This is a genomic window from Kitasatospora sp. NPDC004799, assembly GCF_040609095.1.
Classification (GTDB): Bacteria; Actinomycetota; Actinomycetes; order Streptomycetales; family Streptomycetaceae; genus Kitasatospora.
In genome coordinates, this window is sequence record NZ_JBEXJK010000176.1 from 1 (window position 1) to 16,296 (window position 16,296).

General features: G+C 73.7%; 12 protein-coding genes and 2 pseudogenes. 5 read left to right on the forward strand and 9 right to left on the reverse strand.

The window, feature by feature from the left end; genetic code table 11:
* From ABZW03_RS22050 to ABZW03_RS22060, 3 genes and pseudogenes are all read right to left on the reverse strand, one after another.
* Positions 1–328, reverse strand: a pseudogene (locus ABZW03_RS22050) (HAD family hydrolase); the annotation flags it as partial.
* A gap of 95 nt (positions 329–423) precedes the next feature.
* Positions 424–933, reverse strand: coding sequence for a hypothetical protein (locus tag ABZW03_RS22055; protein ID WP_355260775.1), 510 nt, complete (start codon positions 931–933; stop codon positions 424–426).
* 116 nt (positions 934–1,049) lie between these two features.
* Positions 1,050–2,201: a patatin-like phospholipase family protein gene (locus tag ABZW03_RS22060; protein WP_355260778.1), complete on the reverse strand. Its 1,152-nt coding sequence runs from the start codon at positions 2,199–2,201 to the stop codon at positions 1,050–1,052.
* 335 nt (positions 2,202–2,536) lie between these two features.
* Here ABZW03_RS22060 and ABZW03_RS22065 point away from each other — a divergent pair, with 335 nt between their 5' ends.
* Positions 2,537–3,025 carry an Rv3235 family protein gene (locus tag ABZW03_RS22065; RefSeq protein ID WP_355260781.1) on the forward strand — a complete coding sequence of 163 codons (489 nt, stop codon included), beginning with the start codon at positions 2,537–2,539 and terminating at the stop codon, positions 3,023–3,025.
* Positions 3,026–3,126: 101 nt separating this feature from the next.
* Here ABZW03_RS22065 and secA read toward each other — a convergent pair whose 3' ends face one another.
* Positions 3,127–5,889: a preprotein translocase subunit SecA gene (gene secA / locus ABZW03_RS22070; protein ID WP_355260784.1), complete on the reverse strand. Its 2,763-nt coding sequence runs from the start codon at positions 5,887–5,889 to the stop codon at positions 3,127–3,129.
* 266 nt (positions 5,890–6,155) lie between these two features.
* Between secA and ABZW03_RS22075 the strand changes: the two genes are divergently transcribed.
* Both ABZW03_RS22075 and ABZW03_RS22080 read left to right on the forward strand, forming a co-directional pair.
* Positions 6,156–6,713: a GNAT family N-acetyltransferase gene (locus tag ABZW03_RS22075; protein ID WP_355260787.1), complete on the forward strand. Its 558-nt coding sequence runs from the start codon at positions 6,156–6,158 to the stop codon at positions 6,711–6,713.
* 104 nt (positions 6,714–6,817) lie between these two features.
* Complete coding sequence (locus tag ABZW03_RS22080; protein ID WP_355260790.1) at positions 6,818–8,038, forward strand: crosslink repair DNA glycosylase YcaQ family protein; 1,221 nt, start codon at positions 6,818–6,820, stop codon at positions 8,036–8,038.
* Positions 8,039–8,063: 25 nt separating this feature from the next.
* On the opposite strand, the gene ABZW03_RS22085 is transcribed toward ABZW03_RS22080, so the two are convergent.
* Positions 8,064–8,816, reverse strand: coding sequence for a response regulator transcription factor (locus tag ABZW03_RS22085; RefSeq protein ID WP_355260793.1), 753 nt, complete (start codon positions 8,814–8,816; stop codon positions 8,064–8,066).
* A 225-nt stretch (positions 8,817–9,041) separates the two neighbouring features.
* The gene (gene raiA / locus ABZW03_RS22090) at positions 9,042–9,737 is read right to left on the reverse strand and encodes a ribosome-associated translation inhibitor RaiA (RefSeq protein WP_355260796.1); all 696 of its coding nucleotides are present in this window, start codon (positions 9,735–9,737) and stop codon (positions 9,042–9,044) included.
* 450 nt (positions 9,738–10,187) lie between these two features.
* Here raiA and ABZW03_RS22095 point away from each other — a divergent pair, with 450 nt between their 5' ends.
* Positions 10,188–10,850 carry a ComF family protein gene (locus tag ABZW03_RS22095; RefSeq protein WP_355260803.1) on the forward strand — a complete coding sequence of 221 codons (663 nt, stop codon included), beginning with the start codon at positions 10,188–10,190 and terminating at the stop codon, positions 10,848–10,850.
* Positions 10,851–10,924: 74 nt separating this feature from the next.
* Here ABZW03_RS22095 and ABZW03_RS22100 read toward each other — a convergent pair whose 3' ends face one another.
* The 3 genes from ABZW03_RS22100 to mtrA all read right to left on the reverse strand — a co-directional run bounded on the left by ABZW03_RS22100 (position 10,925) and on the right by mtrA (position 15,564).
* Complete coding sequence (locus ABZW03_RS22100; RefSeq protein ID WP_355260799.1) at positions 10,925–12,808, reverse strand: LpqB family beta-propeller domain-containing protein; 1,884 nt, start codon at positions 12,806–12,808, stop codon at positions 10,925–10,927.
* Positions 12,783–14,816 carry an MtrAB system histidine kinase MtrB gene (mtrB, locus tag ABZW03_RS22105; protein ID WP_355260806.1) on the reverse strand — a complete coding sequence of 678 codons (2,034 nt, stop codon included), beginning with the start codon at positions 14,814–14,816 and terminating at the stop codon, positions 12,783–12,785. Before mtrB ends, ABZW03_RS22100 begins: the two co-directional genes overlap by 26 nt.
* 70 nt (positions 14,817–14,886) lie before the next feature.
* Positions 14,887–15,564 (reverse strand): MtrAB system response regulator MtrA, encoded by a 678-nt coding sequence (gene mtrA, locus ABZW03_RS22110; RefSeq protein WP_030247322.1) that lies wholly within the window; start codon positions 15,562–15,564, stop codon positions 14,887–14,889.
* Positions 15,565–15,862: 298 nt separating this feature from the next.
* Here mtrA and ABZW03_RS22115 point away from each other — a divergent pair.
* A pseudogene (locus ABZW03_RS22115) lies at positions 15,863–16,296 on the forward strand (hypothetical protein); the annotation flags it as partial.

Sequence of the window (16,296 nt, forward strand, 5' to 3'; positions counted from 1 at the left end):
CGGTCAGGCCGAAGGTGTCGACCAGCGGCACCAGCCGGTCGTGCTCGTACATCGACAGCAGCGACTGGCTGTTCCCGGCCTCCCGCCAGCCGTCCAGCAGCTCGCGCGCGCCCTCGGTCAGCCCGCAGGCCGGGCTGAGCTCCCGGTAGCGGTCGTGGAAGGCGTCGTCGAGCGTCAGCCACTCCTGCTCGGAGGGCATCCGGCCGAGCAGGCGCCGGTAGAAGCGGGGGATCGGGACCTCGTACTGCTCGCGGTACTCCTGGAGCGTCATCGGCCCGACGCCGATGGTCGCGAAGGCGGCGTTGCTCGCCCCGAGCACGGCCTCCATGTCGTGGAAGAGCGTGCCGTTCCAGTCCCAAACGATGTGAGTGCGCACAGGGTGAAACGGTAACCCGGCAGGGCGACACGCCGGTAGGACGGAGCTCACGCGAACAGCGAGGGGATCTCCTGGGTCGCGTACCAGAGCAGGTCGTGGTCCTCGGCGCCGTCCACGGTGAACTGGGCGTCCTGGTCGCCCGCGTCGGCCGCGGCCACCGCCGCCACCGCCGCCGCGACGTCGGTGACCACCTCGTCGTCGGCCACGTCGGCGTGCACCGCGGCCGCCTTGGCCAGCCGCACCGGGCCGGCCAGCACCACCCGGCCGAGCGAGGCCTGGTCCTGGTACTCGTCACCGGGGAACGGCCGCACCGAGGCGTCGGCCACGTCCAGCGCCACCACCACCCGGCGGCGCGGGGCCCCCGGGTCGGCGGCCAGCTGGCGCAGCGAGGCCTGCGCGGCCCGGTTCAGCGCCGCGTACTCCAGCTCCTCCAGGTCGTCGCTGACGTACCACTCGCGCAGCGCGGGGGTCACGGCGTACGCGGCGGACTGCTCCAGGGAGCCGCCCTCGTGCGCCGCCGCCAGGCCGGTCAGGGTGGTGGGCACGTACACGCGCATCGGTGGCACTCTCCGGTTCGTCCAGCGGGGTTCGTCCAGCGGCACAGCTTCTCCAGCGCCCCCAGAATAAGCGCCGTCGGCCCGCCCCTGATCACCTCCGGTGCGCGGGCGGGCGCTCACCGCCGGGCGCCGAGCGCCTCCCGGGCGGTGCGCAGGGCGCTCTCCAGGACGGCGCCGCGGCGGGCCGGGTCCATCATGTTCGGGCCCATCACCGCGAGGTCCGCCGGGGTCGGGGCGAGCAGCCGCACCCGGACGCCCTCGGCCCGCAGCAGCGCGGCCTCGCGCAGCAGCTGCCGGGTGACGGCGCGGCGGTAGCGGCTCACCAGCTGGGCGAGGACGCCGCGCGGGCGGTCCCGCTCACGCCACTCGCGCAGGGCGGCCCGGGCGTCGCGGCCGCCCCGGAGCCGGCCCGGGCTCCCGGCCCGCCCCGGCCGGGGGGCCGACCTGGATGCCGTCCTGGGCGCCGGCCGCAGTGCCATCGGGGCGAGCACGTACACCTCGTCCAGGCCCCGGCCGAGCATCAGGTCGGCGTTGGTGGCGGACCAGCAGCCGCCGTCCACGTACGCCGAGCCGTCCAGCCGCACCGGGGCGAACCAGCCGGGGATCGCGCAGGAGGCCATCACGGCGTCGGGCACCGGGACGGCCGGGGCGTCCGGGTCGCCGAAGACCACCCGGCGGCCGCTGCGGTAGTCCACGGCCACCACCCGCAGCGGCGATCCCCCGGCGGGCGGCCCGCCCGAACCGGGCAGGCCGTCGCCGAGCGGGCCGTCGCCGAGCAGGCCGTCGCCGAGCAGGCCGCGCACCAGCTCGCCGACCGGCGCCTGCGAGCCGCGGCCGTGCGGCGCGATCGCCGAGACCATGGTCAGCAGCGGGTACTCGCGCGGGTGCCGGACGGCGTGGCGCAGCAGGCCGGGCGAGCCGATGCCGGCCCGGGGGCGGGGCGGCAGCGCGCCGCCGACGGCGGTGTCGTAGTCGAAGGCCGCCCCGGCCAGCGGCCCCTCGGTGACCGGCAGGCCGCGCTGGTGGTCGCGCAGCTGCTCGGGGCGGACGCCGCCGGCCAGCAGCGCGGCGAGGATCGCGCCCGCCGAGGTGCCGAGCAGGACGTCGGCCTCCCCCGGCTGCCGCCCGGTGGCCTCCTCCACGGCGCACAGCGCACCGACCGTCCAGGCCGCGCCGAGCATCCCGCCGCCGCCCAGCACCAGGCCGCGCCGGGGCGCTCCGGCGGCGGGCCGGGCGGGGCCGGTCGCTGCCGCCGTCCGTGTCGCCATACCGGCCGCCCCTCGTCGTGGGAACCCGGCCGTCCGCTCCCGGCCGGGCTCCGATGGTGCGCGCCGAACCGGGCCGGCGCAAACGCGGCGGCGGGCGCCGCCACCCGGTCCGCCCAGCCGGAGCGTCCCCTTTCGGGCCGTACGACCCGCTGCCGCACGTCAACCCGGCGCCGCCGACCGACCCCTCCGGCCCGTCGCCGCACTGGCCGGTTCATCCGGATAGGTGAACTCGACGGCCTGTCCCGGCCACCCCGGAAACCCGTTGCCGCCCCGCGCGGGACGCCCCCAGCCTGGACCCGTCCGTACCCGCACCACCCCGTCCAGGAGCCACCGCCGTGACCGTCCGCTGCAGCACCCTCCCGATCGCGCACCCGACCGCGCACCTCACCGCCCGTCCGTACCGCCGTGCGCGCACCGCCGGCGCCTGCGCCCCGGCCGGGCGCCGGCCGCGCCACCCGCGCGCCGCCTGCACCGGCACCCCGGGGGCCGACTCCGGGGCCGGCCCGGGGGCACTGGCCGCCCGGTTCGCCCGGCAGCTGGTCGAGGTGCTCACCGGCGCACGGCCCTCCGGCCAGCTGATGCGGCACACCAGCCTGGACGGCTACGGGCAGCTCGCCTCACTGGTCCGGGCCGGCGCGCTGCGCCGCGGCGGCCCCGCCGACCGGCCCCGGCTCGGTCCGGTGCACGAACGCTCGCCCTCACCGGACGCGGTGGAGGCCTGCGTGCGGGTCGACCTCGGCCGGCGGCACCACATGGTGGCCTTCCGGCTGGAGCAGCGCGGCCCGGCCGGGCAGTGGCAGTGCACGGCCGTGGAGGCCCGGTGAGCACCCTGCCCCGGCTCCGGCGGTACCGGACGGCGCAGGGCGCCGTCCCGGTCCGGGAACGGCGCCCTGCGTGGCGTCCTGGCTGGTCTCCAGCGGCCGGCTCAGCCCTTGCGGCGGCGGCCCTTGGCCGACTTCGCGGCCTTGCGGCGCTCGGCGCGGGTCAGGCCGTCGCCCTCGTCCTCCGGCGCGAGGTCGTCGAAGTCGCCCTCGATGACACCGCCGCCGACCTCGTCCGAGGGGGCCGTGTAGTGCAGCCGCTGCGGCTTCGGGGCCTCCAGGCCCTTGGCCTTGATCTCCGGGCGGGCGGCGTCCTTCTCCAGCTTGTCGAGCACCACCTGGGCGTCCTCGACCGGGACCTCCTCGACCTGCTGCTCGACCTGGACCTCCAGGTTGAACAGGTAGCCGACGGACTCCTCCTTGATGCCCTCCATCATCGCGGTGAACATGTCGAAGCCCTCGCGCTGGTACTCGACCAGCGGGTCGCGCTGCGCCATGGCCCGCAGGCCGATGCCCTCCTGGAGGTAGTCCATCTCGTAGAGGTGCTCGCGCCAGCGGCGGTCCAGCACCGACAGCACGACCCGGCGCTCCAGCTCGCGCATGATCTCCGCGCCCAGCTGGTCCTCACGGGCGCCGTACTGCGCCTGGATGTCCTCCTGGATGGACTTGATCAGGAACTCGGGGGTCAGCCCGGCCTGGCCGCCGGCCTCCTCCTCCAGCTCCGCCAGGTCCAGGGTGACCGGGTAGAGCTGCTTGAGCGCGGTCCAGAGCTTCTCCAGGTCCCAGTCGTCCTCGAAGCCCTCGCCGGTGGCGGCCCGGACGTACGCCTCGACGGTGTCGTCCATGAAGTGGCCGACCTGCTCCTGGAGGTCCTCGCCCTCCAGCACCCGGCGGCGCTCGCCGTAGATGACCTCGCGCTGGCGGTTGAGCACCTCGTCGTACTTGAGGACGTTCTTGCGGATCTCGAAGTTCTGCTGCTCGACCTGGGTCTGCGCGGAGGCGATGGCGCGGGTGACCATCTTGGACTCGATCGGCACGTCCTCGGGCACGTTGGCCATCGAGAGCACGCGCTCGACCATGCCGGCCTTGAACAGGCGCATCAGGTCGTCGCCCAGCGACAGGTAGAAGCGGGACTCGCCCGGGTCGCCCTGACGGCCGGAGCGGCCGCGCAGCTGGTTGTCGATCCGGCGGGACTCGTGCCGCTCGGTGCCGAGGACGTAGAGGCCGCCGGCCTCCTTGACCTCGTCCTGCTCGGCCTTCACCGAGGCCTTGGCCTTCTCCAGCGCGGCCGGGAAGGCGGCCTCGTACTCCTCCGGGGTGTCCGTCGGGGTCAGCCCGCGCTGCGCCAGCTCGGCGGCGGCCAGGTGGTCGGCGTTGCCGCCCAGCATGATGTCGGTGCCGCGGCCGGCCATGTTGGTGGCGACGGTGACGGCGCCCTTGCGGCCGGCCTGCGCGACGATCTGCGCCTCGCGCTCGTGGTGCTTGGCGTTCAGCACCTCGTGCGGGATGCCGCGCTTGCGCAGCTCCTGCGACAGGTACTCGGACTTCTCGACCGACACGGTGCCGACCAGCACCGGCTGGCCCTTCTCGTGCTTCTCGGCGATGTCCTCGACCACGGCGGCGAACTTGGCCGGCTCCGACTTGTAGATCAGGTCGGGCTGGTCGATGCGCAGCGGCGTCTTGTTGGTCGGGATCGGCACCACGCCGAGCTTGTAGATCTGGTGGAACTCGGCGGCCTCGGTGGTGCCGGTACCGGTCATGCCCGCGAGCTTGTCGTACAGGCGGAAGAAGTTCTGCAGGGTGATGGTGGCCAGGGTCTGGTTCTCGTTCTGGACCTCCACCCCCTCCTTGGCCTCGATCGCCTGGTGCATGCCCTCGTTGTAGCGGCGGCCGGCCAGGATGCGGCCGGTGTGCTCGTCGACGATCATGACCTCGCCGTTCATCACGACGTAGTCCTTGTCCCGCTTGTACAGCTCCTTCGCCTTGATGGCGTTGTTCAGGAAGCCGACCAGCGGGGTGTTCACCGACTCGTAGAGGTTGTCGATGCCCAGGTAGTCCTCGACCCGGGAGACGCCCTCCTCCAGGATGCCGACGGTGCGCTTCTTCTCGTCGACCTCGTAGTCGCGGTCGATCTTCAGGCGCAGCACCAGCTTGGCGAAGTCGGCGTACCACTTGGTCGCCTGGTCGGCCGGGCCGGAGATGATCAGCGGGGTGCGGGCCTCGTCGATCAGGATCGAGTCGACCTCGTCGACGACCGCGAAGTAGTGGCCGCGCTGGACGAGTTCGTCCTGCGACCAGGCCATGTTGTCGCGCAGGTAGTCGAAGCCGAACTCGTTGTTGGTGCCGTACGTGATGTCCATCCCGTACTGGCGCTTGCGCTCGGCGGGCGTCATGTTGGCCAGGATCACGCCGACTTCGAGGCCGAGGAAGCGGTGCACCCGGCCCATCCACTCCGAGTCGCGCTCGGCGAGGTAGTCGTTGACGGTGATCAGGTGGACGCCCTTGCCGGTCAGCGCGTTCAGGTACGCCGGCAGGGTGCCGACGAGGGTCTTGCCCTCACCGGTGCGCATCTCGGCGACGTAGCCGAAGTGCAGGGCCGCGCCGCCCATCAGCTGGACGTCGTAGTGCCGCTGGCCGAGCACGCGCTTGGCCGCCTCGCGGACGGTGGCGAACGCCTCGGGGAGGATGTCGTCCAGGGTCTCGCCGTCCGCGAGCCGCTGCTTGTACTCGTCGGTCAGTGCGCGCAGCTCGGCGTCGGTGAGGTTGACGAAGTCCTCTTCGATGGAGTTGACCTGGGCAGCAATCCGCTGCAGCTTGCGAAGGATCTTGCCCTCGCCTGCGCGCAGGATCTTGTCGAAGACGGACACGTGAGCGGGCTCCTTGCCTGTATTGGCACTGGACGACTGCACGGGGGGTCCACCCCACCGCACGGGCCATCGTATGCGAGGAGTCCAACCCCCCGGGAGGTGCGTCAGCACGGTATTCCCGTGTCACCCCCGCGAGCACATGGCCCGATAGCACCGTCCACCGGGACAAAACGGTCGGCGCGCCGGAGAGTTGGCCGTCCGCGGAACGAGCGGGGCGGCGGGATATTCGGATGCCCGCTTTCCTCGCCGGGCGGAATAATCCGTTCATGGAAGAAAGCATCAGCGCGCCGGTCACCCTCACCACCGAGCGGCTCGTCCTGCGCGCCCCGCGGGAGTCCGACATCGACGCGGTCTTCACCGCCTGCCAGGACCCGGAGATCCAGCGCTGGACGGTCGTTCCGTCGCCGTACCGGCGCGAGGACGCGGAGTACTTCGTGCGCGATCTCGCCGCCGCGGGCTGGCACAGCGGGGCGAACCGGATCTGGTGCGTCTTCGAGCGCGAGTCCGGCGCCCTGGTCGGCTCCCAGGGGCTCGTCCTGCGCGCCCACGACCCGGGCTGCGCCGAGATCGGCTGGTGGGCCGTGAAGGAGTTCCGCGGCCGCGGCTACACCACGGAGGCCGCCCGCGCCGTCTCCCGCTACGGCCTGCGCGAGCTCGGCCTGCGCCGCCTGGAGTGGCAGGCCTACGTCGGCAACGAGGGCTCCCGCGCGGTCGCCGAGAAGGCCGGCTACCGCTTCGAGGGCACCCTGCGCTCGTACGCCGAGCAGCGCGGCGTCTTCCACGACGCCTGGGTCGCCTCCCTGCTGCCCGCCGACCTGGACTGAGTCGACCCGGGCCGAGCCCTCCGGAGCCGGGCCCGCCGGGCCGGGCCGAGCCCCCGCCCCGGGCCGGGTCCGCGCTGTCAGTGCCCCCGGCTACGCTCCCCGGCATGACCGCCGCTGCCGCCCGCCCAGCCCCCGCCGCCCCCGTCACCGTCCTCAGCGCGGACGACGCCCGCCGGATCGCCCTGCGCGCCCAGGGCCTGCTGGGCGCGCCGGACCGCCGCGCCGGGGTGCGCGGGGTGCTGCGGCACCTGGGCGCCGTCCAGCTGGACACCATCTCGGTGCTCGCCCGCTCCCACGAGCTGGTGCCGTACGCCCGCCTCGGCGCGGTCGGCCGCCCGGCCGTCGAGGCGGCGTACTGGGGCGGCGGCACGAGCTTCGAGTACTGGTCGCACGCGGCCTGCGTCCTGCCGGTCGAGGAGTGGCCGCTGTTCGCCTTCCGGCGCCGCCGCTACCGCGACCGCGGCCACCTCTGGGGCCACCAGGTCGCGCCCGAGACCTACCGCGCCGTGCTCGACAAGCTGCGCACCGAGGGGCCGTTGACCTCCACCGAGCTGGGCGGCGCCAAGCGGACCTCCGAGTGGTGGGACTGGTCCGACACCAAGATCGCGGTCGAGCGGGCGCTGGCCTTCGGCGACGTGGTCTGCACCGAGCGCCGGAGCTGGAAGCGGGTCTACGCGCTGGCCGAACAGGCGATCCCGGACGCCCTGTTCGGGCAGGACCGGTCGGACGAGGAGTGCGTGCGCACCCTGGTCGCCCAGGCCGGCGCCGCGCTCGGCGTGGCCACCCGGGCCGACCTGCTGGACTACCACCGGCTGCGCGCCGAGCAGTTGGACCCGGTGCTCGCCGACAGCGGGCTCGTCCCGGTCGAGGTGGCCGGCTGGGGCCCGGACGGCTCCCCGGCCCCCGCCTGGGCGGACCCGGCCGCCCTCGCCACCGCCCCGCGCGGGCGCCACCGCACCACGCTGCTCTCGCCCTTCGACTCGCTGATCTGGGACCGCCCCCGCACCGAGCGGATCTTCGGCATGACGCACCGGCTGGAGGCCTACACGCCCAAGCACAAGCGGGTGCACGGCTACTTCGCGATGCCGCTGCTGGCCGGCGGCCGGCTAGTCGGCCGGGTCGACCCGGCCCGCGAGGGGCGCACCCTGGTCGCCCGGCAGGTCTCGCTGGACGGCGGCCGGGGAGGCGGCGCCCGGCACGTCGAGGCCCTGGCGACGGCCCTGCGCGAGGCGGCCGCCTGGGTCGGCTGCGACGACGTGCGGGTCGGGGCGCTGCACGACGAGCGGCTGCGCCCGGCCCTGGAGAAGCTGCTGGCGAGCGGCTAGCCCCAGGCGCCAAGTCCCGTCCGGCTCAGCCTATTTCGAGGATCTTCTCGCGCATCGCGTACACCACCGCCTCCATCCGGGAGTGCAGCTGGAGCTTCTCCAGGATGTTGCGCACGTGGTTCTTCACGGTGTTCTCGCTGATGAACAGCTCCTTGGCGATCTCCCGGTTGTTCATCCCGGTCGCCACCAGCTTGAGCACCTCCAGCTCCCGGTCGGTGAGCCGGGGCGCGGGCACCAGGTCCCGGTCGTCGGAGCGGCGCTGGATCATCGACTTGAACTCGGTGAGCAGCTTGGACGCCATCGACGGGCTGATCTGGGACTGCCCGTCGGCGACCGCGCGGATCGCGGTGGCGACCTCGTCGGTGGAGATCTCCTTGAGCAGGTAGCCGGTGGCCCCCGCCTTGATCGCCTCGTAGAGGTCGGCCTCCTCGTCGCTTATCGTCAACATGATGATCTTGGTGCTGGGTGCCACGTCCTTGATCGCCGTGCAGGCCTCGATCCCGCTGCGGCGCGGCATCCGGACGTCCATGAGGATGATGTCGGGCAGCAGGTCGGCGGCCTTCAGCACGGCTTCGGCGCCGTCCCCCGCCTCGCCGACGACCTTGATGTCCGGCTCCTCCGCGAGCACGATCTCCAGGCCCCGGCGGAACAGCGCGTGGTCGTCCACCACCAGTACGCGGATCGGCTCACCCCGGTGCGGCTCGTACGCGGGCTCGTCCTCCACCCCCGGCGGCAGCCCCGGCCCGACCCCGGGCCCCAGCCCGAAGTGATCCCCCATCCGCTCCTCCCCCTTCGCGGGTCGTCGTGCGCCAATCATTCCACGCCCCGACACCGCCACGGTCACCCTCCGACGCCGATTCCCCCGCATCGGGTGACCCCTCCGTCCGGGACGCGACGCCGTTCGAACCGCCCCGCGCCGGAACGCCGGTGACCACGCGCCCGAACGCCGGTGTCCCCGGCGGCCGCGGCCACCGGGGTCACCCCTCCATCGCTGCTCGGACGGTCAGTCCTCGTCGTCGGGCCCGCCGATCGCGCCGCCCGCGCCACCACCCGGCCCGGCCGCGAGGTCGGTCTGCAGGTGGATGACGCCGTAGTGGTAACCGTGCCGGCGGTAGACCACGCTCGGCAGGCCGCTGTCCTTCTCCACGAAGAGGTAGAAGTCGTGGCCGACCAGCTCCATCTCGTAGAGCGCCTGGTCCAGTGCCATCGGGGCGGCCGGGTGCGTCTTCTCCCGGACCACCAGCGGGCCCTCGCCCTCCACTTCCAGGGATCCCATCATGGTCTTGCGGACGGCGCCGTTCGTCCCGCCCTCCGGCGCCGTCGTGTCCGGCAGCGCGGCCAGGGCCGCGGTCGCCTCGGCGACGCTGATCGGGGTGCGGCCGTTCGCGCCGCCCTTGTGCACCCGACGCCGGTCCGCGGACTTGCGCAGCTGCGCGTCGAGCTTCGCCGAAGCCAGGTCGAGCGCCGCGTACGGGTCACCGGCGGCGGCTTCGGCCCGGATCACGGGGCCGCGGCTGCGGAGAGTGATCTCCACCCGATCGGACCGGTCGGCCTGCCGCGGGTTGTGCTCCTTGGACACCTCGACGTCGAGGCTGATGGCCTTGGCGTCGAACTTCTGGACCTTCTCCAGCTTCTCGGCCACGTGCTCGCGGAACCTCTTGGGCACCTCGGTCTTGCGGCCCTTGACGACGATGTCCACGCAGAACTCCGATCCCTCGTGCTGACGCCGATCCGGGTGCTACCGGACCGGACTGAGACCCAGCTGGACCAGCCCATCCACTGCCGGCCCCCCGCCCCCGCCGCCAGCGGCGGGAAACGACTGGCCCTCACCTCACTTCCTCCCCACCAGGGACGGTTGAAACCCCCTGGGCCTTATCGAACACCTCACACGGGTTTTTCGCCTCCCCAGGCGATAAGGAGGGTATGACCCGATACTGCGGTCGGGCGGTCAAGCTGGTGCACCCTGTCTACCCTCCCGCGAGTGAAGTAAGGGTAAATACCTGGACAACGCCCCCCATACGGCGCATCCTTTGCTGACTCTCCGTGCCTGCCGCCGCCAGGAGCAGCCGTGCCGCCATCCCCCTCGCCCACCCGTCCGCCGTCCGCCCAGGGGCCGTTCGGCCACGCACTGGCGGGGCTGCTGGACGTCCTGCTGCCGGCCGACTGCGCGGGCTGCGGCAGCGAACGCACCCAGCTCTGCCCGGTCTGCCGGGCGGAGCTGGCCACCGCACGGCCGGCCCCCACCCTGCTGCCCTGGACGTACGCCGCCGCGCCGTACACCGGCGCGGTCCGGCAGCTGCTGCTCGCCCACAAGGAGCGGGGCGCGCTGCGGCTGGCCGGGCCGCTCGGCGACGCCCTCGGCCGGGCGGTGCGCTCCGCCCTGGGCGCGCGGGCCGGGGCCGCGCCGCTGCTGCTGGTCCCGATGCCCTCGGCGCGCTCGGCCGTCCGCGCCCGCGGGCACGATCCGACGCTGCGGCTGGCCGGGGCGGCCGCCCGTTCGCTGCGCCGGTCCGGCCTGGACGTCCGGGCGGCGCCGCTGCTGCGGCACGCCCGGCCGGTCGCCGACCAGACCGGGCTGAACGCGGCCGAGCGGCGCCGCAACCTGCACGGCGCGCTCACCGTGCTGCCGCGCGCCCGGACCGGGCGGGCGGGCCTGGCGGGCCGTCACCCGGTGCTGGTGGACGACCTGGTGACCACCGGGGCCAGCCTCGCCGAGGCCGCCCGGGCGCTGGCCGACGCCGGCCTGCCCGCCCGGGCCGGTGCCACGGTCGCGGCCACCGTGCACCCGGTCGCCGCGCACCCGGCCTGCTAGCTCGCCCGGACGCAGAGCCGGCAAGCGCGGACCCGCGCGGGCGACGGCCCGCGACCCACCGGACCGTCAGCCCGTCAGCCCGGGTAGAAGAAGGCGCGGGGCTTGTCGATCAGCGAGACCTCCCGCCACTGGTTGCTGACCAGCCGGAAGGCCTTGAGCTCGGTCGGCTTGCCCTCCGCCTGCTTGACCTCGCCCATCGCGAGCACCGACGGCGCCTGGTTCACGCCGTCCCCGGGGACCTCCGAGGCGGAGACGGTCCGCATGCTCTCGCCGATCCCCAGCTGGGTGTCCGAGCTCTGCGAGCCGTCGGTACTGATGTGGTGCAGCTGCTGGGTCCCCTCGGCCTCCTTGGCGAGCACCAGCAGCTGGTCGGTCCCGGCCCAGGAGACCGAGGCGATGTCGGTGAGGCTCGGAGCCGCCGGGCGCACGTTGACGATCTTCGCGGTCGGCGCGTCCTTGGTGCCGCCGTGCACGACCAGGCCGAACTTCAGCGAGCTGGTCGCCACGCCCGGACTCTTGACCACCAGGGCGACCCGGGCGCCGTCCGAGGCGATCTTGAGCGATTCCACGTTCTGCCCGGTCAGCCCCTCGACCGGCACGGTGTAGGACTTGTTGCCGCGCACCATCACCACCCGCGAGCTCTGCTTGGTGCGCTCCACCACCCAGAGGTCGCCGCGCCCGTCCCAGCTCGGCGAGGTGAGGCCGTCCTCCTTGTCACCGCCCTTGGGCGAGCTGAGCACCGCCTCGCCCATGGTCGCCGCGCTGTCCGACAGCGGCACCGAGAACAGCTGGTGGCCGTCCCCGCTGAGCGCGGCGGCCCAGCCGCCGTCCCGGCTGACGGCGACCGTGCCGAGCGGCGGCGTGCCGTTCGGCTGCGGCTTGCCGAGGGGGCCGCGGACCGGGTCGCCGGTGCGCCCCTCGTCGGTGCTCATCAGCACCCCGTTGTCGGCGCGCTGGTAGTACAGCTGCTTGGCGGCGCTACCGGCCAGCGAGCCGGGGCCGTCGGAGTCGCTGCGGGCGACCGTGCAGGTGCCGTGCCGCCCCTTCAGTTCCAGCTGGCTGACCTGGCCCTTGGCCTGGTCGGCGAGGGTGTAGAGGAGCTGGGTCGCCATCCGCCGGCAGGCGGTCGGCTCGCCGATGTCCGCCTTGCCGAGCTGCACGTGGGCGGAGCGGTCGTCGATGGTCGCGCTGTCGACCGTGGTGCCGGCCGGGAACGCCGTGCGGGCCACCGGCGAGAGCCAGACGGAGGGGCCGTTGACGAGCGCCCGGGCGGCCGAGAGGAGCGGGTCCACCCGGCGCCGCAGGTAGATCGGGTCGGCGATCAGCGCCTCCTGGCCCGCGCTCCCGGAGACCGCCGAGGACGGGTCCGGCGCGGTGTAGAAGAACCGCTCGACCTGCCGGAAGCTGTTCCGGAAGTTGGTCTCGTTCATGATCACGCCGGGCGGCACCTTGTCGATCCGCCACTCGCCGTTCTCCCGGACGAAGGTGAAGTCGTAGGAGACGTTGTTCTGCCCCCCGGTCACCAGCAGGTACGAGCGCTTCTCGTCGACGGTGGCGACCAGCTGCCCGGACACCATCGCGGAGAAGGTGCTGTCCGTCTCGGCGGGGTCCTGGCCGGCCGGGATGGTGGTGGCGGAGAGCACCTTGGTCTCGGCGTCCGGGTTCCAGCTGGTGGCGGCGCTCTCGGTGAGGTACTTGCGCGCGGTCTCGTACCCCTCGTCGGCGGTCACCGCGTCCAGGAACCCGGTCAGCAGCTCGCGCGGCTTGGCGCCCCGGCCGGGCGCCACCGGGTAGACCCGGGCCTGCAGGTTCTTGTCGGCCGAGCCCGGGGACAGCTCCACCCTGGTGACGCCGCCGGAATCGGGCATGGCGGCGCAGCCGCTCGCCACCAGGGCGCCGAGCAGCCCGCCGACCACCGCGAGGAGCCGCGGCTCAGTCCTGTTGCTCGTCCTTCGCACGCTGCGACCCCTCCGCGTCCGTCGTCCCACCCGTCACGTCCGGCTCCGCCGTCCGCTGCGCCACCGACGGCCGTCCCGGCGTCGGGTCCACCATGACCTGGGCCCCGGTGGCCCCGTACCCGGCGGCCGTCCACACGTCCGAGGGGTCCGACCGCGGCCCCTCGGGCAGCCGCTGCCGGCCCAGCCCGGGGCCGATGTTCAGCACCCCGCCGAGCCCGCTGCCGAGGCCGTTGCCCATACTCTCCGGCGTCTCCGCCTGGTCGTCGACGGCGGCCGTCGCCGTCGCTCCGGCCGGGCTGATCGCCCGCCGGTACGGCGTGCCCTGCGCGCCCAGGCCCCGGTTGTTGCGGGAGTCCTCCGGCTCCAGCCGGAACGGCGCCCGGGCGATCTCGCCGCCGCGGGTGCGCGGCAGGGTGAGCCGGAAGTGCGAGCCGCCGCCGGGCTCGCCCCAGGCCTGGAGCCAGCCGCCGTGCAGGTGGGCGTCCTCGACGGCGATGGACAGGCCGAGGCCGGTGCCGCCGGTGGTCCGCACCCGGGACGGGTCGGCCCGCCAGAAGCGGTGGAACACCCGGGACGCCTCGCCCGGCTTGAGGCCGATGCCGTAGTCGCGCACGCCGACCGCGACCGCGCCGTCCGCGGAGCCCAGCCGGACCACCACGTCGCGGCCCTCGCCGTGCTCCAGCGCGTTGACCACCAGGTTGCGCAGGATGCGCTCGATCCGGCGGGAGTCCACCTCGGCCAGCACCGGCTCGCCGTCGCCGCGGATCACCACGGCGCTGCCCTTGGCCTCGGCCAGCGGTTCGGCGGCCTCCACCACCCGGGCGACGATCTCGCGCAGGTCGACCGGCTCGGCGTCCAGGATCGCGGCGCCGGCGTCGAAGCGGCTGATCTCCAGCAGGTCGGCGAGCAGCGACTCGAAGCGGTCCAGCTGGCCCTGGAGCAGCTCCGCCGAGCGGGCCGCCATCGGGTCCAGGTCCTCGCGGCTGTCGTAGATGAGGTCGGCGGCCATCCGGACCGTGGTCAGCGGGGTGCGCAGCTCGTGCGAGACGTCCGAGACGAACCGCCGCTGGACCCGGGACAGCTCCTCCAGCTGGCGGATCTGCGTCTGGAGGGCGTTGGCCATCCGGTTGAAGGACTCCCCGAGGCGGGCGATGTCGTCCGTCCCGGTGACCTTCATCCGCTCTTCCAGGTGCCCGTCGGCGAGCCGCTCGGAGATCCCGGCGGCCATCCGGACCGGGGTGACCACCTGGCGCACCACGACCCAGGCGATGCCGCCCATGAGGATCACCACGAACACCCCGGCGGTCGCCAGGGTCCCGGTGATCAGGTTGAGGGTCTCGGTCTCCTGGCCGAAGGAGAACACGTAGAACATCTGGTACGGCGTCTCGGCCGGGCCGCGGAACTGCATGCCGAGGGCCAGCCCGGGCTCGGACGTCCCGCCGCTCTCGGGCGAGCGGTGGATCCGGGTCGGCTGCTCGAACATCTGGCCCTGCTCGGAGGCCAGCTTGGCCCGCAGGGCGTCCGGGATGCTGCTGGGCTGGATGTCGCCCGAGTAGCGCGGCGCGAAGCCGGCCGTGTCCGGGACGACGGCACCGGTGCCGGGGGCCATCGCGATCACCGAGTAGACGGTCTGCCCGCTCCCGGCCAGGTCGTTGACCTGCCGCAGCAGCCAGGTGCCCGTCTCGTCGACGGTCGGGTCGGCGGTGCCCCGCAGCTTCTGGTCCCGGGCCTCGTCGATCTTCTTCTGCTCGACCTGGAAGCCGATCCTGGCCTGCGCCCGGGCGGCGTCCATCTTGGTGCCGAGCAGACCGGTGCGCACCTGCGCCACCACGACCACGCCCAGCACCAGGACGACCGCGATGGACGCCAGCAGGGAGACCGCGACCACGCGCAGCTGGATCGACCGGCGGTACAGCGCGGCCACCCGGTGCACGGGGCGGCGCAGCTGACGCTTCACCAGTGCGACCACGCCGGAAGGGCGCCGGCGGCGGGTGGTCGAACTCAGCACGTCGCCGCGCACCGACCCGGCCCCGTCGGTCGCGGAACCCGACGGGGTGTCGTCTGCCCGGTCCGTCACGTCAGCTGGGTCCGGCCTTGTAGCCGACGCCGCGGACGGTCACCACGATCTCGGGGCGCTCCGGGTCCTTCTCGATCTTGGAACGCAGGCGCTGCACGTGGACGTTGACCAGCCGGGTGTCCGCCGCGTGGCGGTAGCCCCAGACCTGCTCCAGCAGCACCTCGCGGGTGAACACCTGCCAGGGCTTGCGGGCCAGCGCGACCAGCAGGTCGAACTCCAGCGGGGTCAGCGGGATGCCCCGGCCGTCCCGCTTCACCGAGTGGCCGGCCACGTCGATGACCAGGTCGCCGATGGTCAGCTGCTCGGGCGTGGGCTCCTCGGCGCGGCGCAGCCGGGCGCGCACCCGGGCCACCAGCTCCTTGGGCTTGAACGGCTTGGTGACGTAGTCGTCGGCACCCGACTCCAGGCCCACCACGACGTCGACCGTGTCGGTCTTCGCGGTCAGCATGACGATCGGGATGCCGGACTCCGCCCGGATCTGCCGGCACACGTCGATGCCGTCCCGGCCGGGCAGCATCAGGTCGAGCAGGACCAGGTCGGGCTTGGTCTCCCGGAACGCGGCTAGCGCCCTGTCCCCATCCGCGACGAAAAACGGCTCAAAACCCTCACCACGCAGCACGATGCCGAGCATCTCGGCCAGTGCGGAGTCGTCATCAACGACGAGGACGCGTCCCTTCATGCGTCCATCTTCTCATTACCGGATTGTGACCTGCCGCACAGCAGTGCCATTGCTCCAGAACGGCCAACTCCCCCGCCGGTGCATTCCGGCCATACCGGGCGAATGCACCCGGCGGGAGCGCCTCCGACCCCCTTCCCACCCCGCGGCGGACCACCGTCCGGCCCACCGCGGAGGACCGTTGCCGATCAGCAACCGGATCGCCGTGGGGCCGGTTTCCGGCCCCATGGCACGATGGGCGCTGCGCGCGGGCGGAAGATCCGTTCGCAGTCGCGCCCGTGACGCCCTCCGAGGAGCAGTGATGACCGACACTCCGGGCTGGGCCTCGCCCAGCTCGTCCGAGCCGCCCCGCGACGGAGCCCGGCCCCCGGTCGACGCGCCCGCCGCCGTGCCCGGCCCGTCGGCACCACCGCAGCCCACTCCCGGCTGGACCGGCCCGGCCGGCGCCCCCCACGGCGGACAGCAGTGGGGCCAGCAATGGGGACAGCAGCCTCCCGGCGGGCACCGCCCGTACGGCTGGGGCGCCCCCGCGAGCCCCAGGCCGGGCGTCATCCCGCTGCGCCCGCTGAGCTTCGGCGAACTGCTGGACGGTGCCGTCACCACCGTCCGCCGGCACTGGCGCACCGTGCTCGCGCTCTCGCTCGGCCTCGCCGTGATCGCCCAGGCCGGCTCCGTCCTGGTCAACCTGATGATCAAGGGCAGGACCGGCGAGGCCACCAACACCCTGCGGCTGCT